Origin of the sequence: Marinobacter sp. DUT-1, assembly GCF_050379415.1 — a bacterium.
GTDB lineage: Bacteria > Pseudomonadota > Gammaproteobacteria > Pseudomonadales > Oleiphilaceae > Marinobacter.
In genome coordinates this window covers 49076-74211 of the sequence record NZ_JBNRLS010000006.1, presented here as the reverse complement: position 1 = coordinate 74211, position 25136 = coordinate 49076, and the positions used below count along the sequence as shown (strand labels likewise).

27 protein-coding genes are annotated in these 25136 nt (G+C 59.6%); 15 read left to right on the top strand and 12 right to left on the bottom strand.

Annotated elements, in window-relative coordinates:
- Positions 1–16 precede the first annotated feature (16 nt).
- From surE to ACQUTG_RS17170, 6 genes are all read left to right on the top strand, one after another.
- Positions 17–787 (top strand): 5'/3'-nucleotidase SurE, encoded by a 771-nt coding sequence (gene surE, locus ACQUTG_RS17195; RefSeq protein WP_428920557.1) that lies wholly within the window; start codon positions 17–19, stop codon positions 785–787.
- Positions 784–1440 (top strand): protein-L-isoaspartate(D-aspartate) O-methyltransferase, encoded by a 657-nt coding sequence (locus tag ACQUTG_RS17190; RefSeq protein ID WP_428920556.1) that lies wholly within the window; start codon positions 784–786, stop codon positions 1438–1440. The genes surE and ACQUTG_RS17190 overlap by 4 nt, the downstream gene beginning before the upstream one ends.
- 29 nt (positions 1441–1469) lie before the next feature.
- The gene (locus ACQUTG_RS17185; protein ID WP_428920555.1) at positions 1470–2441 is read left to right on the top strand and encodes a DUF368 domain-containing protein; all 972 of its coding nucleotides are present in this window, start codon (positions 1470–1472) and stop codon (positions 2439–2441) included.
- Between the two features lie 205 nt (positions 2442–2646).
- Positions 2647–3444 (top strand): peptidoglycan DD-metalloendopeptidase family protein, encoded by a 798-nt coding sequence (locus ACQUTG_RS17180; protein WP_428920554.1) that lies wholly within the window; start codon positions 2647–2649, stop codon positions 3442–3444.
- Between the two features lie 206 nt (positions 3445–3650).
- Positions 3651–4640, top strand: coding sequence for an RNA polymerase sigma factor RpoS (gene rpoS / locus ACQUTG_RS17175; RefSeq protein ID WP_428920553.1), 990 nt, complete (start codon positions 3651–3653; stop codon positions 4638–4640).
- 200 nt (positions 4641–4840) lie between these two features.
- On the top strand, positions 4841–5416 hold the full coding sequence (locus ACQUTG_RS17170; protein ID WP_428920552.1) for a chalcone isomerase family protein: 576 nt from the start codon (positions 4841–4843) through the stop codon (positions 5414–5416).
- A gap of 79 nt (positions 5417–5495) precedes the next feature.
- On the opposite strand, the gene nth is transcribed toward ACQUTG_RS17170, so the two are convergent.
- From nth to metG, 8 genes are read right to left on the bottom strand one after another with little or no spacing between them, the layout of a single operon-like run.
- Positions 5496–6134 carry an endonuclease III gene (gene nth, locus ACQUTG_RS17165; protein WP_428920551.1) on the bottom strand — a complete coding sequence of 213 codons (639 nt, stop codon included), beginning with the start codon at positions 6132–6134 and terminating at the stop codon, positions 5496–5498.
- 28 nt (positions 6135–6162) lie between these two features.
- Complete coding sequence (locus ACQUTG_RS17160; protein ID WP_428920550.1) at positions 6163–6879, bottom strand: electron transport complex subunit E; 717 nt, start codon at positions 6877–6879, stop codon at positions 6163–6165.
- 2 nt (positions 6880–6881) lie between these two features.
- On the bottom strand, positions 6882–7517 hold the full coding sequence (gene rsxG / locus ACQUTG_RS17155; RefSeq protein WP_428920549.1) for an electron transport complex subunit RsxG: 636 nt from the start codon (positions 7515–7517) through the stop codon (positions 6882–6884).
- 3 nt (positions 7518–7520) lie between these two features.
- A complete protein-coding gene (gene rsxD, locus ACQUTG_RS17150) occupies positions 7521–8573 on the bottom strand; it encodes an electron transport complex subunit RsxD (RefSeq protein ID WP_428920548.1) in 1053 nt (350 codons plus the stop codon).
- Between the two features lie 21 nt (positions 8574–8594).
- A complete protein-coding gene (rsxC, locus tag ACQUTG_RS17145; RefSeq protein WP_428920547.1) occupies positions 8595–10424 on the bottom strand; it encodes an electron transport complex subunit RsxC in 1830 nt (609 codons plus the stop codon).
- The gene (gene rsxB, locus ACQUTG_RS17140; RefSeq protein ID WP_428920546.1) at positions 10424–11002 is read right to left on the bottom strand and encodes an electron transport complex subunit RsxB; all 579 of its coding nucleotides are present in this window, start codon (positions 11000–11002) and stop codon (positions 10424–10426) included. Before rsxB ends, rsxC begins: the two co-directional genes overlap by 1 nt.
- A gap of 16 nt (positions 11003–11018) precedes the next feature.
- Entirely contained in the window at positions 11019–11600 is a 582-nt protein-coding gene (gene rsxA / locus ACQUTG_RS17135; protein WP_092002993.1) for an electron transport complex subunit RsxA, read from the bottom strand.
- Positions 11601–11625: 25 nt separating this feature from the next.
- On the bottom strand, positions 11626–13656 hold the full coding sequence (gene metG, locus ACQUTG_RS17130; protein ID WP_428920545.1) for a methionine--tRNA ligase: 2031 nt from the start codon (positions 13654–13656) through the stop codon (positions 11626–11628).
- Between the two features lie 190 nt (positions 13657–13846).
- Between metG and apbC the strand changes: the two genes are divergently transcribed.
- The 4 genes from apbC (at position 13847) to ACQUTG_RS17110 (ending at position 17704) form a co-directional block, all read left to right on the top strand.
- Complete coding sequence (gene apbC, locus ACQUTG_RS17125; protein WP_428920544.1) at positions 13847–14947, top strand: iron-sulfur cluster carrier protein ApbC; 1101 nt, start codon at positions 13847–13849, stop codon at positions 14945–14947.
- A gap of 251 nt (positions 14948–15198) precedes the next feature.
- Complete coding sequence (gene dcd / locus ACQUTG_RS17120) at positions 15199–15765, top strand: dCTP deaminase (protein WP_428920543.1); 567 nt, start codon at positions 15199–15201, stop codon at positions 15763–15765.
- On the top strand, positions 15762–16361 hold the full coding sequence (locus tag ACQUTG_RS17115) for a YjaG family protein (RefSeq protein WP_428920542.1): 600 nt from the start codon (positions 15762–15764) through the stop codon (positions 16359–16361). Before dcd ends, ACQUTG_RS17115 begins: the two co-directional genes overlap by 4 nt.
- Before the next feature lie 65 nt (positions 16362–16426).
- Positions 16427–17704 (top strand): valine--pyruvate transaminase, encoded by a 1278-nt coding sequence (locus ACQUTG_RS17110; RefSeq protein ID WP_428920541.1) that lies wholly within the window; start codon positions 16427–16429, stop codon positions 17702–17704.
- Here ACQUTG_RS17110 and ACQUTG_RS17105 read toward each other — a convergent pair.
- The 3 genes from ACQUTG_RS17105 to purM form a co-directional block, all read right to left on the bottom strand.
- Entirely contained in the window at positions 17701–18447 is a 747-nt protein-coding gene (locus tag ACQUTG_RS17105; protein WP_428920540.1) for a DUF3108 domain-containing protein, read from the bottom strand. The genes ACQUTG_RS17110 and ACQUTG_RS17105 overlap by 4 nt on opposite strands.
- Positions 18448–18526: 79 nt before the next feature.
- Positions 18527–19189, bottom strand: coding sequence for a phosphoribosylglycinamide formyltransferase (gene purN, locus ACQUTG_RS17100; protein WP_428920539.1), 663 nt, complete (start codon positions 19187–19189; stop codon positions 18527–18529).
- Entirely contained in the window at positions 19186–20250 is a 1065-nt protein-coding gene (gene purM, locus ACQUTG_RS17095; protein WP_428920538.1) for a phosphoribosylformylglycinamidine cyclo-ligase, read from the bottom strand. Before purM ends, purN begins: the two co-directional genes overlap by 4 nt.
- Positions 20251–20384: 134 nt before the next feature.
- Here purM and ACQUTG_RS17090 point away from each other — a divergent pair, with 134 nt between their 5' ends.
- From ACQUTG_RS17090 to ACQUTG_RS17070, 5 genes are read left to right on the top strand one after another with little or no spacing between them, the layout of a single operon-like run.
- Positions 20385–21677: a DUF2066 domain-containing protein gene (locus ACQUTG_RS17090; RefSeq protein ID WP_428920537.1), complete on the top strand. Its 1293-nt coding sequence runs from the start codon at positions 20385–20387 to the stop codon at positions 21675–21677.
- A 21-nt stretch (positions 21678–21698) separates the two neighbouring features.
- Positions 21699–22259, top strand: a complete 561-nt coding sequence (locus ACQUTG_RS17085) for a CDP-alcohol phosphatidyltransferase family protein (RefSeq protein WP_428920536.1) — start codon at positions 21699–21701, stop codon at positions 22257–22259.
- Complete coding sequence (hda, locus tag ACQUTG_RS17080; RefSeq protein WP_428920535.1) at positions 22256–22954, top strand: DnaA regulatory inactivator Hda; 699 nt, start codon at positions 22256–22258, stop codon at positions 22952–22954. The genes ACQUTG_RS17085 and hda overlap by 4 nt, the downstream gene beginning before the upstream one ends.
- Before the next feature lie 55 nt (positions 22955–23009).
- On the top strand, positions 23010–23807 hold the full coding sequence (locus ACQUTG_RS17075; RefSeq protein ID WP_428920534.1) for a ParA family protein: 798 nt from the start codon (positions 23010–23012) through the stop codon (positions 23805–23807).
- Positions 23808–23815: 8 nt separating this feature from the next.
- Positions 23816–24151, top strand: a complete 336-nt coding sequence (locus tag ACQUTG_RS17070) for a YqcC family protein (protein ID WP_428920533.1) — start codon at positions 23816–23818, stop codon at positions 24149–24151.
- A gap of 6 nt (positions 24152–24157) precedes the next feature.
- Here the strand turns inward: ACQUTG_RS17070 and nadC are convergent, their stop codons facing one another.
- Positions 24158–24997, bottom strand: a complete 840-nt coding sequence (gene nadC / locus ACQUTG_RS17065) for a carboxylating nicotinate-nucleotide diphosphorylase (RefSeq protein ID WP_428920532.1) — start codon at positions 24995–24997, stop codon at positions 24158–24160.
- Between the last annotated feature and the right edge of the window lie 139 nt (positions 24998–25136).

The following is a 25136-nucleotide window of genomic DNA, read 5'->3' as shown; positions in this document are numbered from 1 at the left end:
GCTAGCGGAGAACACTGTGCGAATTCTGTTATCGAATGATGATGGTGTGCATTCGCCGGGGCTTGTCGCCCTCTATGAGGGGCTTCAGGGCCTGGGAGATCTTGAAGTCGTGGCCCCGGACCGGGACCACAGTGGTGCGAGTAACGCACTTACCCTGAACCGGCCCCTTACCGTCGAGGAGCACCCCAACGGATTCCATTCCGTGGATGGCACGCCTACCGATTGCGTGCATCTGGCGGTGAATGGTCTGTTCGAGGAATCCTTTGATCGCGTGGTGTCCGGTATCAACACCCACGCCAACCTGGGTGATGACATCATTTATTCCGGCACGGTGGCTGCCGCTACCGAAGGACGTCACCTCGGTTTGCCGGCGATTGCGGTGTCCCTGGTGAACGACGGCCATTTCCATTACGAGACCGCCGCCCGGGTTGTCCGTATGCTCCTGGAGCAGAACCGTCCGCTTCAGCTTGGGCCCCGCTCGATCCTGAATGTGAATGTTCCCGACCTGCCGTGGGAGCAGCTGGCCGGTATTCGTGTCACTCGCCTCGGCCACCGGGAACGTGCCGAAGGGGCTGTGCCCATGACCTGTCCGAGGGGCAAGCAGAGGTACTGGATCGGAGCCGCCGGAGAGGGCGGCGATGCCGGCCCTGGAACGGATTTTCATGCGGTCCGCGAGGGCTATGTATCGATCACCCCGGTTCACATTGATATGACCCGCCATGAGGCGCTGGTGCCGCTGCGGGAGTGGGTCGAGGAACTGGTTTCCGATGGAGGGCTGTCGTCATGAGTGCCCAGCTCCAGGGAATTGGAATGACCTCCCGGCGCACTCGGATGCGCCTGGTTCAGCGGCTGCGGGAATCCGGGATCGAGTCCGACAGGGTGTTGGAAATCATCGGTGAGGTACCCCGTCACATCTTTCTGGACGAGGCGCTGGCCCATCGGGCCTATGAGGATACCTCGCTTCCGATCGGCTACGGACAAACCTTGTCCCAGCCCTATATCGTTGCCCGTATGACCGAGATCCTGCATCACCATGGGCCGGCTCGTATCCTGGAGCTGGGGACCGGCTCCGGATACCAGACGGCGGTGCTGTCGAAGCTGTTCGAGGAAGTGTACAGCGTTGAGCGCATCAAGCCTTTACAGGATCGTGCCCGGGACCGTTTGCGGCAGCTGGGTGTGCGCAATGTCCTGCTCAAGCACGCTGATGGTGGCATGGGTTGGCCGGAGCGGGGACCGTTTGACGGTATCATCGTCACCGCCGCACCCGGCGATGTGCCGAAAGAGTTGCTGGCGCAGCTGGCGGATAACGGGGTTCTGATTGCCCCGGTCGGAGAGGAGAAACAGGTGTTGGTGGAAGTCGTACGCCGTGGCGAGCATTTTGAACGGCGGGAGCTTGAGCCCGTGCACTTCGTCCCCCTGCTCGGGGGCGTGATCCGGTGAGGAAATCGAGTGACGGATCAAACGAAGCCATGCCTGACGTTCAGAGAAATCAGCATCCCGCTGCCGTTTTCCTGCGTGGCATGGCCATGGGCGCAGCCGATATTGTTCCCGGTGTGTCCGGTGGCACCATCGCATTCATCACCGGCATCTATTTCCGTTTGCTGGAAGCCATCAATGCCGTCCCGGTTGCTGTTTTCCGGGAATTGTTCAAGGGGCGGTTCCGGGCGTTCTGGGCCGCCTGTGATGGTACCTTTCTGGTCTGCCTGCTGGCGGGCATCCTGTCCAGCATTGTGACCCTGGCCTCGGCCATAAGCTTCGCCCTGGCGAACTATCCGATCCTGATCTGGAGCTTTTTCTTCGGGCTGATCGTGGCGTCTGTCTGGCATGTCGGTCGGCAGGTTCGCCGCTATCGCGTTTCCCTGTTGCTGCCATTGATTGCTGGCATTGCCGTAGCCTGGTGGGTCACCACGCTGTCCGGCGGCGAGCTCTCTCCATCGGCACTGGCATTTTTCGGTTCCGGCGCCCTGGCGATCTGCGCCATGATCCTGCCGGGGATTTCCGGGAGCTTCATCCTGGTGATTATCGGTATGTACGCGCCGGTTCTGGCAGCGATCAAGGCGGCGGACCTCGGGGTTCTGGCGTTGTTCATGGCCGGGTGCCTGGTCGGGTTGCTGTCGATCGCGCGTCTGATTACCTGGGCATTTCATCATTTTCACGACATGGTGCTGGCACTGCTGACCGGTTTCATGGTCGGGGCGCTGAACAAGGTCTGGCCCTGGAAAGAGGTTCTCAGCTGGCGTACCAACAGTGCCGGCGAGCAGGTACCCCTTAATGAGATCAGCATTGGTCCTGCAACCTTTGAGCAGCTGACGGGCCAGGATCCGCAGGTGCCTATGGCGTTACTGATGGCATTGGTCGGGCTGCTGTTGGTGCTGGCGATTGAGTGGGTCGGGAATCGAAAAGTGTTACCTGACGCACAGAATCAGTGTTCCCCACGGTAACAAGGGCAACCAGCACGTAACTTGGATTGCCTCTGGAAATGTGCAATAAATTAGCGAGTTACTATAAAAACTTTAGAATCTGGATTGATCCTTCGGTCTTTTTAGACGGATTTTTCATAACTGGGGCAGCTTTATTCCTGTGAGATTTTTGCGTGGGCTCGTCAATGCCGCTCGGTCGGCCTTTCCGCGGTTCCACCCAGGTGCCATGCCCCGGCCTCGTTTCCTGAAAATGCTCCTGGTCGCACTGGGCGTAGTTGCGCTCACGGCCTGCAACACTTCGGCGATCTACCAGGACGATCTCTACAACCCGCCCGTGTACTGGGGACGACACGTCGTTCAGCCCGGCGAAACCCTCTACCGGATTGCCTGGCGTTATGGCCGCGACTACCGGGAACTGGGCAGTGCCAACGGCATTGGGCCTCCCTGGACTATCAAACCCGGCCAGGTGCTGCGCCTGGACCTTCGCGGAACTGTCACATCTTCTGGCCAGAATAGTCAGAAGCAGAGGGTTGCCGCGGCTCCATCCAGGGCTGCACCCCCGGCGCCGACGCCAAAATCGGCACCCAGGCCGAAAGTTACCAGGCCTGCAGCGCCCGGCGAGTCCCTGGACAAACGCTCGCAAACTGTCGCCAGCGTCAGCTGGCGCTGGCCGCACGCTGGCACCGTAATTGCAGGATATTCAACATCCGGAAAAGTCAATAAAGGTATTGATATTGCCGGAAAAGCCGGCGATGCTGTGAAAGCGGCGGCCAGAGGAAATGTGGTCTACGCCGGTAACGGGTTGCTTGGTTACGGTAACCTCATTATCGTGAATCACAACGAGCACTACTTGAGTGCTTACGCCCATAACCGGAAGATTCTGGTGCAGGAAGGGGAGGACGTTAACGCCGGACAGGTGATCGCAGAGCTCGGGAGCAGCGGTGCGGAACGACCCATGTTGCATTTTGAAATCCGGAAGAATGGCAACCCTGTCGATCCACTCCATTACCTGCCACCCCGCTAGCGCTCACGCAAGCAGCCAGGATCGCTGTTGCAAGCCTGGAGGCCGGCACTGACAGAAACCGCGTACGACAAAATAACAAGAATGATCCGGCCGGATTTGGCCAAACAACAAATGTCCTGAATAAAACGAAGACGAATGAATTAGAGTCCGGGATAAGAAGAAGTATCGGACCTTCCACAGGATTATTGAGAGGCGGGGCAAGAAACATGTCAGCAGAGCAAGAAGACATCATTGTTGATCGTGTCGAGGATCTGGATGATTCCGAGGATCAAGTGCTAGCAGAAGAGAAAGTTGAAAAGGAGTCGGCGGGCAGCGCCGATGAAGAGGAAATCTCCACTCAGGGACGGTACTTCACCAGCCAGAAGCAGCTGGACGCAACCCAGCTCTATCTCAACGAAATCGGTTTTTCACCCCTCCTGACGCCGGAAGAGGAAGTCTACTTCGCCCGTCTCGCCCGCAAAGGCGAGGAGTCAGGGCGTAAACGCATGATTGAAAGCAACCTGCGCCTGGTGGTCAAGATCGCCCGCCGGTACGTCAACCGCGGTCTTACCCTGCTTGACCTGATTGAGGAGGGTAACCTGGGCCTGATTCGTGCGGTCGAGAAGTTCGATCCCGAGCGTGGCTTCCGGTTCTCCACCTATGCGACCTGGTGGATTCGCCAGACTATCGAACGGGCCATCATGAACCAGACCCGGACTATCCGTCTGCCGATTCATGTGGTCAAGGAACTCAACCTGTATCTGCGTGCGGCCCGGGAGCTGACCCAGAAACTGGATCATGAGCCTTCTGCGGAAGAGATCGCTCAGATGGTCGATAAGCCGGCGTCGGACGTGAAGCGACTGCTGGGCCTTAATGAGCGGGTTGCCTCCATGGACACCCCGATCGGTGCCGGAGGTGAGAAATCCCTGCTCGATACCGTGGCAGACGAAGGTGCCTCGGATCCGGCGGACTTGCTGCAGGACAACAACATGTGTTCCTGCCTCGAGAACTGGATTGATCAGCTCAGCGACAAGCAGCAGGAAGTGCTTTCCCGCCGCTTTGGTCTGCGCGGCTATCCGGTGAGTACCCTCGAGGAAGTCGGTCAGGAAATCGGGCTGACCCGCGAGCGGGTACGTCAGATCCAGGTGGAGGCGCTTCGTCGCCTGCGGGAAATCCTGGAAAAGGAAGGCCTCTCCGGTAATCTGCTGTTCCAGTAAGTTCCACCGACGTCAGTAATCGAAAAGCCGGCCAATGACCTTGGCTGGCTTTTCTGTTTTTATGCCTCGCAAATGAGAACCAGGTGGCGCTCTGCTGCCCGGGGTCGTTGTTAGAATGCGTTGACCGGGCAGGATAGGGTGTCGAGCCCCGGTGACGAATGAAAACGCATTGAATAATAACGATGGAAAAGGAAAGGACTATGAAGAAGGCTCTCTCATCAGGATTCGCATCCCTGATCCTTACAGCAATGTTATCAGCCCCTGCCTCGGCTCTGACCGTTGAAGGTGTCGATGTTCCCGAGACCTATCAGGCCATGGGCACCGAGCTGAAGCTCAACGGCGCCGGTACCCGCTCGAAATGGTTCATGGACCTCTATGTGGGTGGTCTGTACGTTCCAGAAAGTATCAGTGACGGCGAGGCGGTGATCAATGCCGACGAGCCCCAGGCCATTACCCTGCACATCATCTCGGGGATGATCACCAGCGAGCGTATGACCGAGGCGACTCTTGAGGGCTTCAAGGCCTCTACCGATGGCAACATGGCACCGGTCCAGGATAACATCGACCAGTTCATGGCCGTATTCCAGGAAGAGATCCAGGAAGGCGATGTGTTTGATCTGGTCTACTTGCCGGGTGAGGGCGTGCGGGCCCTGAAGAACGGCGAAGTGCGGGATACCGTGGGTGATCTGGCGTTCAAGAAGGCGCTGTTCGGAATCTGGCTGTCCGATAAGCCCGCCCAGGAAAACCTGAAAGAGCGGATGCTGGGTCAGCGCTGATCCTCAGCCGCTGAGAACACATCGGGACGCCGGCGCACCCGCCAGGGAGCGTCGGCTTTTTTGTTTCCGGAGTGGGGGGTCAGAGGTAGTCCCGCTTCTGTTTGAACTCGCACAGATCCTCGATGATGCAGGCGCCACACTTGGGCTTGCGGGCGGTGCAGGTGTAACGGCCGTGGAGGATGAGCCAATGGTGGGCATCCAGAAGAAATTCCTTCGGTACCAGACGCAACAGGCGCTTTTCCACTTCCAGGACGTTTTTCCCCGGTGCAATTCCGGTGCGGTTCGATACCCGGAAAATATGGGTATCCACGGCCATGGCCATGTGACCGAAAGCGGTGTTGAGCACCACGTTGGCAGTCTTGCGCCCGACACCGGGCAGGGCTTCGAGATCCTCACGCTTTTCCGGGACCCGGCCGCCATGCTTTTCGATCAGGATTCTGCAGGTCTTGATGACGTTTTCGGCCTTGCTGTTGAACAGGCCAATGGTCTTGATGTATTCCTTGAGTCCATCCACCCCCAGCGCCAGAATCGCTTCCGGTGTGTTCGCCACCGGGAACAGCTTGTCGGTGGCCTTGTTGACTCCCACGTCCGTAGCCTGGGCCGAGAGAATCACGGCAATCAGTAACTCGAACGGCGACGAATAGTTCAGCTCCGTGGACGGGTTGGGGTTGGCATCCCGCAGCCGGGTAAAGATTTCGATACGTTTTTGCTTGTTCATCCGTCAGCAGTACTGCTCTGGTTTGGGTTCAGGAAACATTGCCCGTGACGCGGACACGCTTGCTGCCACTGGTGGCGGGTTCCGGCGCTGCGGCCTTGCGCCTGGCCTCGAGTTGACTATCGATGCCGTTCTTCAGGGCGATCAGCAGCCCCAGCCCGACAAAAGCGCCGGGAGGCAACACCATGAACAGCATGTCCGGATAGTTTTCAAACGGGCGAACCACCCAGTCGGCGGCCATGGGTCCCAACAGCAGATTCATATCGGCAAACAGGGTGCCCTGGCCGATCAGCTCGCGCATTCCCCCGAGAACAATCAGCACCGCCAGAAATCCAAGGCCCATCATGGTGCCATCCAGCACCGCCGGTCCCGGGCTGTTCTTGGAGGCAAAGGCGTCGGCCCGGCCCAGGATGGTGCAGTTGGTGACGATCAGGGGAATGAAGATGCCCAGAATCTGGTAAAGCTCGTAGGTGAAGGCCTGCATCAGTAACTCGGCACAGGTGACGAACGACGCGATAATCATCACAAACGCGGGTAACCGGACCGACTCACCCACGAAGTTGCGAATCAATGATACCGCCAGATTCGAGCCCATGAGTACCATCAGCGTGGCCAAACCGAGCCCGATGGCGTTGACCACGGTGCTGGTTACTGCCAGCAGGGGGCACAAACCCAGGACCTGAACCAGCGCGGGGTTGTTGTTCCACAGCCCGTCGCGGATGATTTCTGCGGAGGTCTTGCTTGCCATGATCAGGGCGTCTCCTCAAGTCGGTTCAGGATTTCCCGCCGATTCTGGCGGTAGTATACCAGAGACTTCTGGACCGCCTTGACCACGGCGCGGGGGGTGATGGTGGCCCCGGTGAACTGGTCAAACGCGCCGCCGTTTTTCTTGACGTTCCAGTTACGGGGTTCGGGGTTGTCCAGGGAACGGCCCTCGAAACTGTAAATCCAGTCGGATTTCTTGGTTTCGATGCGATCGCCGAGTCCCGGTGTCTCCTTGTGGTTCACCACGCGCACGCCAAGCACTGTGCCCTGGAGGTCGATACCAACCAATAGCCGGATGTCGCCGGAGTACCCGTCAGGGGCCACTACCGGCATGATGAAGCCCGTAGGTTCACCGTTTCTCCGCGCTACCCAGACGGTCACCGGTCCTTTGGTGGCAAGCCGCTCACTGGCCGGTAACTGGACCGTATCGTTCAGCAGATCGTTGTCATGCTGAGTTTCCGGGATGATTTCAAACAGGGCTCGCGCCTCTGCCCGAGCCGCCTCTTCCTGGATGCGCTCCTCGGTCAGGGCCTGTGTCACTGCGATGGACCCGCCGGTGATGATGGCAAAGAGGCCCAGGCCGATGGCGCTGCGTCGAATGGATTTTGCCAGTGCAGCCATGTCTTACCCCTGATCCTTGCCAGGCAAACCGCGGCGGGCCTTGTGGTGGCCATAGGCACGCGGTGGCGTGTAGTAATCGATAAAAGGTACGGCGAAATTCATCAGCAGGACGCTGAACGCTACCGCATCCGGGTAGTTACCCCAGGAACGGATGACGTAGATCAGCACGCCAATGCCTGCGCCGTAGATCAGCTTGCCGTGGTGACTGGTTGCCGCCGAGACCGGATCGGTTGCGATGAAGAAGGCGCCCAGCATGGTGCCGCCTGCCAGCAGGTGCAGGGACAGGGGCGCGTACTGATCGGCATTGGCACCGAAGGCCAGGCTCATGAGGACCAGCCCGCCGAGGAAGCCCGCCGGGATATGCCAGGTGATAATGCGCAGGAACACCAGCACCAAGCCGCCGGCCAGGAAGGCAACGTTGACCCATTCCCAGCCCCTGGCGATACCCTCACCGAACGTGGGGTGAGCCAGAACCTCGGTGGCAGTGTGGGAAGCAATCTTGTGCTTGTATTCTCCCAGCGGCGTGGCCATGGTCCAGCCGTCGACGGCGGTCTGGGAGGCCGAGAAGATTCGGGCCAGGGTTTCACCGAATCCGGGCGAGCCCTGGAACAGCATCGCCGCCTCGGCCCAGTTGGTGGTCATGGCAACCGGGAAGGAAATCAACACCAGGGCGTAGCCGACCATGGCAGGATTGAACGGGTTGGAGCCCAGGCCGCCGTATAGTTGCTTGGCAATGATGATGGCAGTGATGACGGCTATGGCGGATACCCACCAGGGGGCAAACTGGGGCAGGGAGAGACCCAGCAACAGGCCGGTAACAGCTGCAGTATTGTCCTTCAGGAAAAACGCCACCGGCTTACCGCGCAGTTTCAGGAAAGCTGCCTCGGAGGCGAGGGCGACGGCAATGCACCAGACCACGTTGATCAGGTTGCCCCAGCCGAAGAAGACGGTCTGGGCAATCAGCCCGGGCAATGCCGCGATGATGACCCAGAGCATGACCCGGGACGTTGGTCGGGCGTTGCGGGCATGGGGCGATGATTGTTGAACAAATGCCATGGAGATCGGGCCTGGGCTCGGTTAATCGGATGTCTGGGATTCGGTGGTGCCGGCCAGGGCCTTGCTGGCGTCCGCCAGGGCCTGCTCGGCACGTTTTACTCGATCGTGATTTTTGGCCACGGCGCGCTCCAGCTTGTCGACGTTGTCCGCCTGCTGGGCCTTGGCTTCATCCAGCATGCCCTGCATGGTGTCCAGTTTGGATTTTGCCTGGCTTAACTGTTGTTCCAGCGCCTCGATGTCGGGCTTATCCTCGTTGGTGGCTGTGTGCGCACTGGCTTCCGGACTTGCCTTGGCGGCTTTGGCCTTCTTGCGTTCCAGGGCCTGCTGCACCAGCGCCGCCTTGGCGGCACGATCATCAACCGCCTCACCGGCCTCGGCGGCTTTTTCAGCCTCTGCCTGTTTTTTCGCCTGGGCTTCGGCAGCGGCTTTCGCGCGTTCCTTACGCCGTTGCTCCTTTTCCTGCTGCTCCCGCTGCAGTCGTGCCTGGCGGGCCTCGAAGCGCTCCCGGGCTCGATCTGCCTTGATCTGCTCCGCCCGTTGGACCCGGATCTCGCCCTTGGCGTAACGGTAATACTGCACCAGGGGAATGGAACTGGGGCACACGTAGGAACAGGCACCGCATTCAATGCAATCGAACAGGTTCAGGTGTTCCGCCTTTTCGAATTCGCCGGATTTCGAATACCAGAACAGCTGCTGGGGTAGCAGCTCCATGGGGCACACTTCCGCACACTGGCCACAGCGGATGCAGGGCTGTTCCGGCGGCGGCGCCGGCAATTCGGTCTCGGTGGCTGCGATCACGCAGTTGGTGGTCTTGGTCACCGGAACCGCCGTGGTGGTCAGTGTGTATCCCATCATAGGGCCGCCCAGTACCAGACGGTTGACCTTCTGCGGCTCCAGCTTTGCCTGTTCAAGCAGGTAGTCGATCGGTGTGCCGATCAGCGCCTCGAACGTGCCCGGCTCCCGGACCGCGTCTCCGGTAATGGTGACGATCCGGGAGATCAGCGGGCTGTCTTCAAAGACTGCCCGGGAGATCGCAACGGCGGTGCCGATGTTCTGGCACATGACGCCGATATCGGCCGGGATTCCGGCACTGGGGACTTCCAGTCCGGTCAGGACCCGGATCAGCTGTTTTTCACCACCGGACGGGTACTTGGTCGGGATCACCGCAATTTCGATCTGGGTGCCTTCGCAGGCCTTTTGCATGGCCTCGATGGCCTGGGGCTTGTTGTCCTCGATGCCGATCACGCAACGCTCCGGGCGCAGGATCCAGGCCATTACCTTGAGGCCGGCAACCACCTCGGCCGCTTTCTCCCGCATGGTCATGTCATCGGCCGTGATGTAGGGCTCGCACTCGGCGCCGTTGAGAATCAGGGTGTCCACCTTGCGGTCCTTGGGTGGACGGAGTTTGATATCGGTGGGGAAGCCGGCGCCGCCCATGCCGGAAATGCCGGCCTCATGGATGATTCCAAGCACCGTCTCCCGATCCAGCCCACGGTAATCGGACATCGGATTCCGTTCCCGCCATTGGTCCTCACCGTCAGGTTTGAGGGTGATGCACCAGTCATCCAGCCCCGAAGGGTGTGGCACCGGCATTTCGGCAATACTCTCGATCACCCCGGACGTGGGGGCGTGAACCGGTACGCCCATGCCGATGGTGACATCGGCGATCTTCTGTCCCTTCAGCACCCGTTCACCGACTTCCACCAGTGGTTCTGCGGGATCACCGATATGTTGTTGCAGCGGCAGCACCAGACGTTCGGGCAACCCGGCTGTCCGGATCGGTCCGGAGGTGGACTGCTGCTTGTTCTCGGCCGGATGGATGCCGCCGGAGAAATCCCACAATTGAGTCATCAGGCGCTGGCTCCCTGGCGGTCAGTGGCAATGATTCCGGAACTCGGCGGTGTCCAGGTCCAGGTGCGGATGTCCGGTTCGAGAGTGACCATGTCGATACAGTCAACCGGACACGGCTCGACGCACAGGTCGCAACCGGTGCACTCGCTCTCGATCACCGTGTGCATGTGTTTTGCTGCGCCCAGGATGGCATCCACCGGGCAGGCCTGGATGCACTTGGTACAGCCGATACATTCATCCTCACGGATGACCGCGACGCGCTTGGCCTGCTCGACGCCGTGTTCGGCATCCAGGGGCTGGGGTTCGACGTCCAGCAGGTCGGCGAGGGCCTTGATGGTGCTCTCACCGCCCGGAGGGCACTTGTTGATGGCTTCGCCCTGGGCGATGGCTTCGGCGTACGGGCGGCAACCCGGGAAGCCGCACTGGCCACACTGGGTCTGTGGCAACAGGGCGTCGATCTGGTCGACCAGAGGGTTACCCTCAACCTTGAACCGTTCGGAGGCAAAGCCCAGCAGACCGCCAAAAACCACGGCCAGGGCCAACAGCACAGCAACGGCGATCAGAATGCCCGTCCACATAACAACAAATGCTCCGTCAGACAGTGACCAGGCCGGTGAAGCCCAAAAATGCCAGCGACATCAGCCCTGCGGTTACCATACCAATGGCGGCGCCCCGGAAGGCAACCGGAACATCGGCCACCGCGATACGCTCACGCATGGCGGCAAACAGCACCAGTACCATGGAAAAACCGGCCGCTGCACCGAACCCGTACAGGACAGACTCAACGAAGTTGTTGTTTTTGTTAAGGTTAAGAAGTGCCACGCCGAGAACAGCGCAGTTCGTGGTGATCAGGGGCAGGAAGATGCCCAGAACCCGGTAGAGCAGCGGACTGGTCTTGCGAACCACCATCTCGGTGAACTGGACCACCACCGCAATCACCAGAATGAAGGTGATGGTCTTCAGGAATGCCAGATCCAGTGGCGCCAGCAGGTAGGTGTAGGCCAGGTAACTGCATACCGATGACAGGGTCAGCACAAAGGTGGTGGCCAGAGACATGCCCATGGCGGTCTCCAGCTTCCCGGACACACCCATGAACGGGCACAGGCCCAGAAACTGAACCAGTACGAAATTGTTCACCAGAATGGTGCTGACCAGTATCAGCAAATACTCTGTCATCGGAGCTGCTCTTCCTCGCGCTGCCTTACATTACCCGCATGCCCGGGGTCGCCCCGGAGTCCGGCGACAGGATGAAAATATCCTTGCCCCCCGGGCCGGCGGCCAGAACCATGCCCTCAGACATGCCGAACTTCATTTTCCTCGGTTTCAGGTTGGCCACCATCACGGTCATGCGGCCTTCCAGTTCCTCCGGCTTGTATGCGGACTTGATACCAGCAAACACGTTGCGTTCGCCATGTCCCACGTCAAGAGTCAGGCGAAGTAGCTTGTCTGCACCCTCAACATGCTCTGCTTTGACAATTTTAACGACCCGAAGGTCCACTTTCGCGAAATCACCGAATTCTATCTCATCGGCGATCGGCTCCAGATTGGCAGCAGGTTCCGGCTGACCAGTCGCTGCAGGCAGTTCCTCCTTGGAGGCATCCAGCATCTTCTCAATCTGGGCCATGTCCACGCGGTTCATCAGGGGCTTGAACTTGTTGATACCGTGGTTTTCCAACAGTTCCGCACGGTTGTTCCAGTCCAGCCTGGCATTCAGGAACGCCTCGGAGGCCTCGGCAGTCTTCGGCAACACCGGTGCCAGGTAGGTCATCAGGATACGGAACATGTTGATGGCATTGGTGCAGATTGCCTGCAGGTTGTCGTCCTGGCCTTCCTGCTTGGCGATGACCCAGGGCTGCTCGTCGTTCACGTACTGGTTGGCGATATCCGCCAGTTCCATGATCCGACGCATGGCGCGGCCGAATTCACGGGCCTCGAAAAACTCCTCGATCTCCTTGCCCGCCTCGATGAACTCCTTCAGCTTCCCATGCTCGGTCACCGTGCCCAGCTGGCCATCAAAGCGTTTGGTGATGAATCCGGCGCTGCGGCTGGCGATGTTCACCACCTTGCCCACCAGATCTGAATTCACCCGCGCTGCAAAGTCTTCCAGATTCAGGTCCATGTCATCGACACTGCCGGTGAGCTTGGCTGCAAAGTAGTAGCGCAGGTACTCCGGGTTCAGATGATCCAGGTAGGTGCGCGCCATGATGAAGGTGCCACGGGACTTGGACATCTTCTTGCCGTTGACGGTCACAAAGCCGTGGGCCCAGACTGCGGTCGGCGTCCGGAAACCGGCATCGTGGAGCATGGACGGCCAGAACAGGGCGTGGAAATTGATGATGTCCTTGCCGATGAAGTGATAGACCTCGGCTTCGGAATCTGCTTTCCAGAAGTGTTCGAAGTCGATGCCTTCGCGGTTGCACAGATTCTTGAAGCTGGCCAGGTAGCCGATGGGGGCGTCCAGCCAGACATAGAAATACTTGCCCGGGGCATCCGGAATCTCGAAACCGAAGTAGGGCGCATCACGGCTGATGTCCCACTCCTGGAGACCGGCGTCCAGCCACTCAGCCAGCTTGTTGGCTACCTGCGGCTGCAGGGTGCCGCTGCGGGTCCACTTGGCCAGGAAGTCGTGGAAATCCGGAAGCTTGAAGAAATAGTGTTCGGATTGCTTCTCCACTGGTGTGGCGCCGGACACTGCAGAGCGCGGATTGATCAGCTCCGCCGGCGTATAGGTGGCGCCACAGGCCTCGCAGTTGTCCCCGTACTGGTCTTCCGCCTTGCATTTCGGGCAAGTGCCCTTGATGAAACGGTCCGCCAGAAACATCTCCTTCTCCGGATCGAAGAACTGGGTAATCTTCCGGGTGGCGATGTGCCCGTTTTCCTGCAGCTGGCGGTAGATGTACTCGGAGAAGTAACGGTTCTCCTCCGAGTGGGTGGAGTAATAGTTGTCAAAGCGGATATGGAAGCCCGCAAAGTCTTCCTGGTGCTCCTGGCTGATCCGGTCGATCAGCTGCTCCGGAGTAATGCCTTCTCGCTCGGCACGCAGCATGATCGCGGTGCCATGGGCATCGTCAGCGCAAACGTAGTAGCAGTTGTGGCCACGCATGTTCTGGTAGCGCACCCAGATATCGGTCTGAATATACTCCAGCAGGTGACCCAGGTGGATCGGCCCGTTGGCATAGGGCAGGGCGCTGGTAACCAGAATATCGCGCTGATGCTTGCTCGCTTGCGTCATGGTGATGTCCGAACCTTCTGTTGGTAAGGGTTGGAAAGACAAAAACAGGGTCCTGGCACAGATCCCGAATTGATTGTTCCAGGTAAAGACCCCATATGGTCAGAAACGGGCACAGATGATACCTTCCAAGCAGTAATTTTTCACCTGAAACGCCCGTTTCCGTGTTCATGAGCTTATTCCGGAGAACCCGATGACCCAGATTTCCCAGCAGGCCCTCGAAGCCGCTGTCCGCGAATACCGGGATCCTTACCTTGAAAAGGACCTGTACGAACTCGGCGCCGTCAAAAATCTGTCTGCCGACGACAGCGGCAAAGTTACCCTCATGGTCGAGCTGCCATACCCGTCCAAAGGCATTGCCGGAGCGCTCAAGCAGATCGTCACCAACGCTCTGGAAAACGTCGACGGCGTTGACAGCGCCGACGTCCACGTCGGCCAGAAAATCCACTCCTACAAAGTCCAGAAAGACATCCCGTCGGTTCCAGGCGTCAAGAACATCATCGCCGTGGCGTCCGGCAAAGGCGGCGTCGGCAAATCCACCACCGCCGTCAACCTTGCCCTGGCACTGCAGGCCGAAGGCGCAAGAGTCGGCATCCTCGACGCCGACATCTACGGCCCCAGCATCGGCATGATGCTCGGCGTACCCGAAGGCAAACGCCCGGATACGAGAGAAAACAAATACTTCGTCCCCATGGAAGCCCACGGCCTGCAAGCCAACTCCATGGCCTTCGTCGTCACCGAGAAAACCCCCATGGTCTGGCGTGGTCCCATGGTCAGCGGCGCCGTCATGCAACTGCTGCAACAGACCCTCTGGAACGAACTCGACTACCTCATCGTCGACATGCCCCCGGGCACCGGTGACATCCAGCTCACCCTGGCCCAGAAAGTCCCGGTCACCGGCGCCGTCATCGTCACCACCCCCCAGGACATCGCCCTGCTGGACGGCAAAAAAGGCATTGAAATGTTCCGCAAGGTCGACATCCCGGTCCTGGGCGTGATCGAAAACATGAGCGTCCATATCTGCAGCAACTGCGGCCACGAAGAACCCCTGTTTGGCCACGGCGGCGGCGAACGCATCGCGGCGGAATACGACACCACCCTGTTAGGTCAGCTGCCACTGCACATGACCATCCGGGAACAGACCGACGGCGGTACCCCCTCCGTCATTGCCGAGCCGGATTCTGAAGTGGCCCGCCGTTACCGGGACATTGCCCGTCGGGTTGGTGCGGAGCTGTCTACCCGGGAGCGTAACCTGTCTGGTTCAATCTCAAGTGTTTCCGTAACCGAACACTAAGCCGGCTTTAGTGGGCGAATTCCGAAAGGCTCGATCGCGAGGCCAGGGGCTGCTGTCCAAAATTGTTGAGGGCCAGGGACGGCCCGAAACAAGCGCACAGGGATGTGCTTGTAGCATGTTTTGGACAGCAGCCCCTGGCTTCGCAGCCCCCAAAACAAGCAGTCCTGAGATAAGCCCGGGAGCCTTCGACAGACTCCGAGCTAACAGGTAAACTACGCCTCAATTTTTCCAGTGGAAACGAGATTTCACCAATGAGCATCAAATCCGACAAGTGGATCCGCCGGATGTCCGAACAACACGGCATGATCGAACCGTTCGAACACGGACAGGTTCGCGAAACCGAAAAAGGCCGTGTCATCTCCTACGGAACCTCCAGCTACGGTTACGACGTCCGCTGCAGCAACGAATTCAAGATCTTTACTAACGTCCACAGCGCCACTGTCGATCCGAAGAATTTCGACGACAACAGCTTCGTCAACTACACCGGCGACGTCTGCATCATCCCGCCCAACAGCTTCGCGCTGGCGCGGACCGTCGAGTATTTTCGGATTCCGAGAAACGTGCTCACAATCTGCCTCGGCAAAAGTACCTATGCCCGTTGCGGTATCATCGTGAACGTCACGCCGCTGGAACCGGAATGGGAAGGCCAGGTGACCCTGGAATTTTCCAACACCACCAACCTGCCGGCCAAGATCTACGCCAACGAAGGCGTTGCCCAGATGCTGTTTTTCGAGTCCGATGAGGTCTGCGATACCAGCTATAAGGACCGGGGCGGCAAATATCTCGGCCAGACCGGCGTGACCCTGCCCAGGACATGAACGCCAACCAGTTTCTCAAAGCCGTCGCACAACTGCAGGGATGGCGTGAATGCGCCTTCCTGCTCGCCCTTGCGGAACGCTCGTTCCCGAACTATGCCCTGTTCGCCGACGCCGTTGGCCTGAAAACGGGCGCCAAGATGCGCCAGCTGCTGGACCTGGGGTGGGACATGCTCCAGAAAGAGGCCAGCGAAGCCGCCATTCCCCAGTTACTCAGCAAACTCGAAACCCTGTCGCCCAACGTGGACGACTACGATGCCTATGGCGTTTACCCGGCCTTCGACTTCTGCCAGTTACTGGAGCAGGCGTTGCTCAACCGCCTGAACCCCAACAAGCATCGGGCAACCGAGGCCTCCCAGCTGGCCACCGCAACGGTGATGAACTTCATCGAGATGTCAGAAGGCGAAGACCTTTCGGAAGATGAGCTGGTGCGCCTGCTCGATCACCACCCTCTGATGAAAGAAGACAAGATGTTCCAGCGGGACCTGGTGCTTGAGTTGAAACGCCAGCGGGTTCCCAAGGAGTCCTTTATCGCCGAGTTGAGGGCGGAAGCCGCTAATGACGGCGTCAGCAATCTCGGAATTGCCCTGGACAGCTAAACAACCCGGCTGTCCGCGCTACACTTGATGTTAAACCTGTTTGTCAGCCCTGATTGGATAGAGCCATGAAACTCTCTGCTTTTGGTCGCAAATTCACCGCCGATGCCGGCATCACTTCCCTGATGGACGATCTGGGAAATGCCATGGCCTCCGGGGATGACATGATCATGATGGGCGGAGGGAATCCCGGGCATATTCCGGAGATCCAGCAGCGGGTGCAGGAAATTCTCGGGGATATGAGCCGGAATGAGGATGATGTCCGCCGCCTGGTGGGGGTCTACGATCCGCCCCAGGGCGAGAAGCAATTTATCGCCTCGCTGGCGGACCTGCTGAACCGGGAGTATGGCTGGGGCCTCAAACCCGAAAACATTGCCCTGACCAACGGCAGCCAGGCCGCCTTCTTCATGCTGTTCAACATGTTTGGCGGCGATTATGGCGACGGCCACCACAAACACATACTGCTGCCCCTGGCGCCGGAGTACATCGGTTATGCCGATGCCGGCATCGAGCCGGAACTGTTCCGGGCTGTGCAGCCGGATATCTCGTTCACCGATGCCCATGAATTCAAATACCGCGTGGACTTTGATGCGGTGGAAGTCACCGGCGAGACCGGGGCGATTTGCGTCTCCCGGCCGACCAACCCCACCGGCAACGTCATCACCGACGGTGAGCTGGCCCGGTTGGAAGTGATGGCCAGGCAGCACGACATTCCCCTGATTGTCGACGGCGCCTACGGCACACCGTTCCCGAGTTTGCTCTTCGTGGATGCGCATCCCAACTGGAACGAGCAAATCATACTCTGCCTGAGTCTCTCCAAGCTGGGCCTGCCGGCCGCACGCACCGGTATCGTCATCGCCGCCGAGCCGATCATCAAGGCAATGTCCGGAATCAATGCGATCCTGAATCTGGCCACCGGGAGTTTCGGTGCCATGCTGGCGGAGCCGCTGGTGCGATCCGGGGAAATTCTGTCCCTGAGCCGGGACGTGGTCTGCCCCTTCTACAAGGCCAAGATGGAAAAGGCGGTGGCCGTCTTTCGGGAGGCTATGGGCGAGGACAGCTGCCGCTGGTATATCCATAAACCCGAAGGCGCCATGTTCCTGTGGTTATGGTTCCCGGACCTGCCCATCTCCAGTCTGGAGCTATACCAGCGACTGAAGGGCAGGGGCGTGCTGGTGGTATCCGGGCACTACTTCTTCCCGGGATTGCCGGAGGATGGCTGGCGCCACCGCCACGAGTGCCTGCGGGTGACCTATTCCCAGGACGATGAGCGCGTGGCCGAAGGCCTCCGGATCATTGCGGACGAAGTGAAAGCCGTGTGGGCAGAGGCCGGAAGGAAAGCTTAGTGCCCCAGTTCTGCATCCTTCAGGCGCAATTCATAACGGCTGCCGTCGGGTTCAATCTGCAGCAGACGTGACAGCAGAAAATCCTGTTGTGGATCGAACCACATCAGGGTCTGGCGCCGGGCATTCTCGCCCCGCACCTTCTCTGCCTTGAGCAGGGTGATGGTGTCGCCATTGGTGGATACCCGCTCTTCGTCGATGACGGCAAACTTCTCCTCGTCATAGTCGCCGCCGTCGATCACCTGGTAGCTCATTTCCCGCTTGCCGGCCTTGATGTCCTGGCGCAGCTGAAGTTGGAAGCCGAGCGGGTCCAGGGCGCCTTCCTTCAAAGGTATTTCAAAGCTGTTATCCCGATAGCTGCCGGTTGCGATTCCCTTGTCCCAGTCAAAGTCGATGGACTGCTCCCGGTCCCTGATAAAAACGCCGGAGAGGCGGTAACGGTAACGCAGGGGGATCACCCGGCCGTTTTCCCATTTCAGGATCAGGGATTCGTCAATATCGGCGATGAAAGAGTCGACATCGGTGCGGTATAGCCAGATATCGTTGTTCTGTGAGGTGAGGCTGCGCACGGCGGTGCCGTTTATCTCGAGACCTTTGTCCATCGTAGCGGTATAGCTCACGCGGGAGGAAATCAACTCCTGAGTGGCTTCCTGTGCCGTAGAGACGATGGGTAAGAGCAGGAGGGCCAGCATGGCCAGCCGCTGGAATGCAGGGGTTCTGCCGTGTCTTCTGGATAATCCTGACATGCGCATGAGCCAAACCTTCAAACTGTCAAAGTCAGCGACAGTGTAGCTGCTCCCGGACGGCGTGAGGATGACAATCTGTTCAGTTGTCGGGCAGCCGCATCGGGGCTTTCAGGATTTCGCCGTCGAACAGGATGTAGTCGCTGCCCAGCTGGATGCGACCCTCGCAGAACCAGCGAACCACGATCGGATACAGTATGTGTTCCTTCTCCTGTACTTTCTCTGCCAGGGATTCCGGGGTGTCGTTCGGAGCCACCTGAACTTCCGCCTGGGCAATCACCGGGCCGCCATCCAGCTCTTCCGTCACGAAATGAACCGAAACCCCGTGCAGGGTGTCGCCCGCTTCAATGGCACGCTGATGGGTGTTGAGGCCGGTGTATTTGGGCAACAGGGATGGATGGATGTTGAGCATCTTGCCCCGGAAGGCCCGCACAAAGTCCGTGGTCAGGATCCGCATGAAGCCTGCCAGAACAATGAGGTCGGGGTTGTGGCGGCGAATCTCGGCCATCAGAGCGGCATCAAAATCCTCCCGGCTTTCGAATCCCTTGTGATCGACCACAAAGGTTTCGATGTTGGCCTGGGCCGCCCGCTCCAGGGCAAAGACCCCGGGGCGGTTGGAGCCAACGGCGGTGATCTGGCCGGGAAAGTCGCGTTCCCGGCTGGCATCAATCAGCGCCTGCAGGTTGGTGCCGCTGCCGGAAACAAGGACGAGGATCTTGGGCAGTGGAGCTTGTTCTGCCTTCATGCTGACAGCAGTCCCGGTGCGTAACGAACCACCGCATCGGCTTCCGCATCATCACCGTTTTCGATTACGCCGACCTGCCAGGCCTTCTCACCCATGGCATTGAGAGTATCCAGCGCCAGGTCTTTCTGGTTGGCCGGAACGCAGACAATCATGCCGATGCCGCAATTGAAGGTGCGATACATTTCCTCGATGGCAACGCCACCAGCATCTTTCAGCCACTGGAATACCGGAGGCAGCTCCCAGCTCTCGGTATCAATGGCAGCGATGCTGCCGTTTGGCAGTACCCTGGGAATGTTCTCTGGCAGGCCGCCACCGGTAATGTGGGAGAGGGCGCGGACATCCACTTCACGGATCAGTTGCAGCAGGTTCTTGACGTAGATCCGCGTCGGGGCCATCAGAGCGTTGGCCAGGGTGGTGTCACCGATAGGCTGATCAAGGTCGGCCCTGCTCACTTCCAGGATCTTGCGGATCAGGGAGTAACCGTTGGAGTGGGGGCCGGAGGAGCCCAGGGCCAGTAGCACGTCGCCGGCCTGTACACGGCTGCCGTCAATGATTTCGCTGCGCTCTGCCACGCCGACACAGAACCCTGCCAAATCGTAATCTTCGCCTTCGTACATGCCCGGCATCTCGGCGGTCTCGCCTCCCACCAGGGCGCAACCGGCCTGTTCGCAACCTTCGCCGATGCCGGATACCACCTGGGAGGCCACATCAACGTTCAGTTTGCCGGTGGCGTAATAATCCAGGAAGAACAGCGGCTCGGCGCCACCGACGACCAGATCGTTGACGCACATGGCAACCAGGTCGATACCGATGCTGTCGTGCTTTTCGAGCTGCATGGCCAGCCGTAGCTTGGTGCCAACACCGTCAGTGCCGGAAACCAGCACCGGTTCGTTGTAGCCCGGGGGGATGGCTACCATGGCGCCGAAGCCGCCGAGGCCGCCAAGCACTTCCGGCCTGCGGGTGCGGGCGGCGGTGTCCTTGATCCGGTTGACGAGGTCGTTGCCCGCGTCGATGTCAACGCCGGCGTCGCGGTAAGTCAGGGAGGGCTTCTGTTCGCTCATGGTGTTTATAGGGCCGTTGGCAAAAGTGGGACAGGCCGCGGATTTTAACAGCTACTCACTGTATAGGCCATGGTGTATCCTATGCGCCATCCATGCGAACACCAGGGTGATTCATGTCAGTAAAAGGACAATACTTGGCGCGGGTATCCAGGGCTGCCGTGCGGGCGGCCGTTTTGTTATTGGGCTTTGCCTTTCTGGGTGCGCCGGCTCAGGCAGTAACAGTCTCCGGGCTCTATTCCGTCGAGGTGCCGGTGGACGGCTCCTCCGCAGCGCAGCTGCAGCAGGGTTATGCAGAGGGATTGCGCCGCGTGCTGGTGCGTGTCTCCGGAAGCCGGGACGTGCTGGCCCGGGATGGCGCTCAGTCAGTACTTGCCGAAGCAGAATCCCTGCTGCTTTCCTACCAGTTCCTCCGGGGAGAGGATGGTGGCAGCCGGTTGCAGATGTCGTTCGGGGCGGTTGGTGTCAACCGGGCCCTGGCTTCCATCGATGCCCCGGTCTGGGGCGCTAACCGGCCCCTGACCCTGGCCTGGGTCGCGGTCGAGGAAAGGGGATCCCGTCGCCTGATCACAGAAGGTGGCGAGGCGGACCAATGGCAGTCAGCTTTTGCACAGGCGGCGAGCGAGCGGGGGCTTCCGCTGGCACTTCCCCCCGAAACCTTCCGGGGTGACCGGGAGTTGCTGTCCGAGATCTGGGGTCAGTTTGTCGGCCGCGTTCGCTCCTCCGCGCCGGACACCAGTCATGATGTGATGGCGTTGGTCCGGGTCAGTCAGAGTGGCGGCCAGTGGCGTGCCGGTTGGGTCTTTGACGGCATGTCCATGGACGGTGGTGAGGAAGTGGCCACCGCCGCAAATCCCCAGGCCCTTGCCCGGGCGGTGATTGACCGCTGGGCAGATCGGTATGCCGGTCGTTATGCGGTAGCCGCAGGCGAAGTGGGCGATCTCCCCCAGGTTGATATCGTTATACAGGGTATCCAGTCGGTGGAGGATTACGGCAAGGCAACCCGGATTCTTGAAGGGTTCACGCCGGTTCAGGCAGTGGGCGCCTCGCGGGTCAAAGGTGATCAGCTGACCCTGCGAGTCACCTTCAACGGCGAACTGGACCAGCTCAAGGAGTATGTTGCGCTGGATCCCCGCTTTATCCCCCTGGACGCCGGTTCCTATGTGCCCGATCCGGAGCCGGAGAGCACGGAGCCAGAGCCGGAGGCGAGTCCCGCTTCAGAAGCTGAAGCCGTGCCGGAAGCCGGGGTTGAGAGTGGTGCCGGGGCCATGGACAATGCAGCCACCGAAAAGGCGGCAAACGCCGGGCCTGAGTCCGGAGAACTGCCACTGGATTCCGAGGGTACGGAACAGGCCTTCGAATCGCTTTACCAGTTGCTGTACTACCGCTGGCAACCGTCACCAGCCATTGGAAATGCCGGAGAAGAGTAAGGCATTACCGGAGGGAGCCTTGTGAAATCGCAACGCTGGCGATGGATACCCAATGCGCTGACGTTCCTGCGCATTGTGCTGATAGCTCCCTTTGCCGGCGCCCTGTGGATGGAGAACTATCGGCTGGCCCTGCTGATCTTTTTCGTGGCGGCGGTTTCTGATGGTTTTGACGGCTTCCTGGCACGGCATTACAACTGGCGTTCCCGGGTTGGCGCAATCGCGGATCCGCTGGCAGACAAGGCCCTGCTGATCACGGCGTATCTGATGCTGACGCTGACTTCGGTGTTGCCGGTCTGGCTGTTTCTGGTTGTGCTGGGGCGTGACCTTCTGATTGTCATCGGGGCGCTAGCCTATCATTACAGCATCGGGCGGTATGAAATGGAGCCGAGCGTGCTCGGTAAGATCAATACGCTGATCCAGATCCTGGTCGTGCTGGCCATCATCATCCTGCTTGCAGATTTGCCCATGCAGCCATGGGTCCTGGATGCGGGTATCCTGCTGGTGGCGGTTTCGGCCGTGATCAGCGGCGGGCATTACGTGCTGGTCTGGGGTGTACGGGCCTGGAGGGCCAAGCAGTCATGAGCGCTTCCCAACTGGTTCTCGGGGTCAAGTTACGGGACGACGCCCGGTTCGATAATTTCCATGGTGATCGCAACATTGAAGCCGCACGGCGCCTGAAAGCAATCTGCGATCAGCCGGCCGGGGTTCCGGTAGTGGTCATTTGTGGCGATTCGGATACCGGGAAAAGTCACTTGCTCCAGGCGGCCTGTCACCATGCCGAGGCGCGCGGCTGGTCAGCCGTGTGTATCAGTATCGCAGAGCTTGAGCCGTTCGGCCCCGAGGCGCTGGCCGGCCTGGATACCCAGGATCTTGTCTGCCTCGATGATCTGGACCGGATCGCCGGTGATGCCACCTGGGAGGAAGCTGTTTTCCACCTTTACAACCGTATTCACGATCGCGGCGGCCTGTTGATGGTCAGCATCTCTGAAGTGCCGACTTCCCTTGGCTTCCAACTGCCGGATCTGGTTTCACGGCTCACTCACGGACTGACCCTGCAGCTCGGTATCTACCGGGACGAAGACCGTCAGACCATTCTTCAGGCCAGGGCCGAGCAGCGTGGCCTGGTCATGAGCGACGATGTCGCCAGCTTCATCATGCGTCGGGCGCCACGCCGCCTGGGCGACCTGCTCGCCATGCTTGATGTCCTGGACGAGAACTCATTACAGGCCCAGAGGCGGCTGACCATTCCTTTCGTCAAAACGGTCATGGGATGGTGAAGGTGGCAGTGGTACAAAGGATGGCAAATCGATCACGGGTTAACGGAGGGACGACATGAGACGGGTTGTATTCAATCAGAAAGGCGGAGTGGGCAAGTCCAGCATCACCTGCAATCTGGCGGCTATCAGCGCTGCCCGGGGCAAGCGCACCCTGGTGGTCGATCTGGATCCCCAGGGCAATTCGACCCACTACCTGTTGGGCAGGCCGGCCGCGGAGCTTCGTGACACGGTGGCAGACCTGCTGGAGCAAACGGTTGCGTTTACCGTGTTCAACCGTCGCCCGGACGAATTCGTACACGCGACGCCGTTCGACAACCTGTTTGTAATGCCGTCGAGTCCCGAACTGGATTTCCTGGAGCGCAAACTCGAAGCCAAGCACAAGATCTACAAACTCCGGGAAGCCCTGAAGAAACTGGGGGAGAGTTTCGATGCGATTTACGTCGATACGGCTCCGGCGCTGAATTTCTATACCCGCTCCGCGCTGATTGCAGCACAGCGCTGCCTGATTCCGTTCGACTGCGACGACTTCTCCCGCCAGGCGCTGTACAACATCCTCAACGAAATCCGGGAGTTGCAGGAAGATCATAATCAGGACCTGGTGGTGGAAGGCATCATTGCCAACCAGTTCCAGCCCCGGGCCAGCCTGCCGCGGAAGCTGGTACTGGAGCTCACAGAGGAAGGCCTGCCGGTATTGCCGGTCCGGTTGTCCAGCTCGGTCAAGATGAAGGAATCCCATCAGAGCCGGCAGCCACTCATTCACATGGCCCCGAAGCACCCGCTGACTCGCCAGTATGAAGACTTGTTCCGGGTCCTGCATGGTGAGGCGGTGGAATTGGAGCCGCTGAACGACTAGGTATTTGCATGACTGACGAACAGAAAAAAGTTGCCCGGGTAGCGGACAGTCTGCTGCAGATCGAGATCGAACTTCGGCAGCTGGAGGTATGGGAGAGCGAGCCGCCGCCCGAGGACGCATTCCAGAGCGAGAAGCCTTTTTGCCTGGACACCATGGAGTTCACCCAATGGCTCCAGTTTGTGTTCGTGGAACGGATGAAAATCCTGATCGAGAATGATCACCCTTTACCAGCGGTGTCGGGTATTGCACCCATGGCAGAAGAACACTTCCGTGGCCGGCCGGAATCCGGCCATGGGCTGGTCAGGGAACTGGAGAAAATGGACAAGCTGTTGTCCGGTAAGTGAGTCGGGTCAGTCCAGTCGCATGGACAGATCCACGGCCTTCAGATCCTTCGTCAGCGCACCGATGGAAATATAATCCACGCCGGTCTCGGCAATGGGCACGAGGGTCCGGTCATTGATGCCTCCGGAGGCCTCGAGCCTGGCCCTGCCGGCAGCGACCTTTACGGCAGTGCGCATGTCATCCAGCGAAAACTCATCGAGCATGATGATGTCAGCACCTGCCGCCAGGGCCTGGTCGAGTTCGTCCAGGTTCTCCGTTTCAACCTCGACCGGTCGGCCGGGGGCAATGCGGCGAGCCTCCTCGATGGTTTTGGCAATCGAGCCGCAGGCGGCAATGTGGTTTTCCTTGATCAGGAACGCATCCCAAAGCCCGATGCGGTGGTTGTGGCAGCCGCCACAGGTGACCGCGTATTTCTCCGCAAGCCGGAGGCCCGGCAAGGTTTTGCGGGTATCCAGGAGTTTCACCCCGGTATGGGCGACTTTCTCGGCATAGGTCGCGCATGTGGTCGCCACTCCGGACAGGGTCTGAAGCCAGTTCAGGGCCGTGCGCTCTGCGGTGAGCAGGCTGCGGGCGGCGCCTTCCATGGTGAACAGGACCTGATCCGGACTGACCCGGTCACCGTCATTGGCCTGCCACAACAAGGTCACCTGAGGATCCACCTGGCGGAACACCTCATCGACCCATTCCCGGCCGGCGAGGGTGGCGGCTTCACGGGTAATCACCCGGCCGGTAGCGAGTTTGTCGGCTGGAATCAGCCTGGCCGTGATGTCACCATCACCGATGTCTTCCCGCAGGCTTTGGGCAACGGATTCGATTCTGGACTGGCGCAGGAGTTCGGCAGGGAGCATGGTGTCGGGTCCGGTCTGGTCATGGGAAAAGAAAACTGGCGCACGATTCTAAAGCCATGTCTGGCAATCACCAAATGTGAGCGGGGTCACGTTTGCTCCGCGGATGGCTCCTCTGTGACACAATTGGTGACAAAATCTG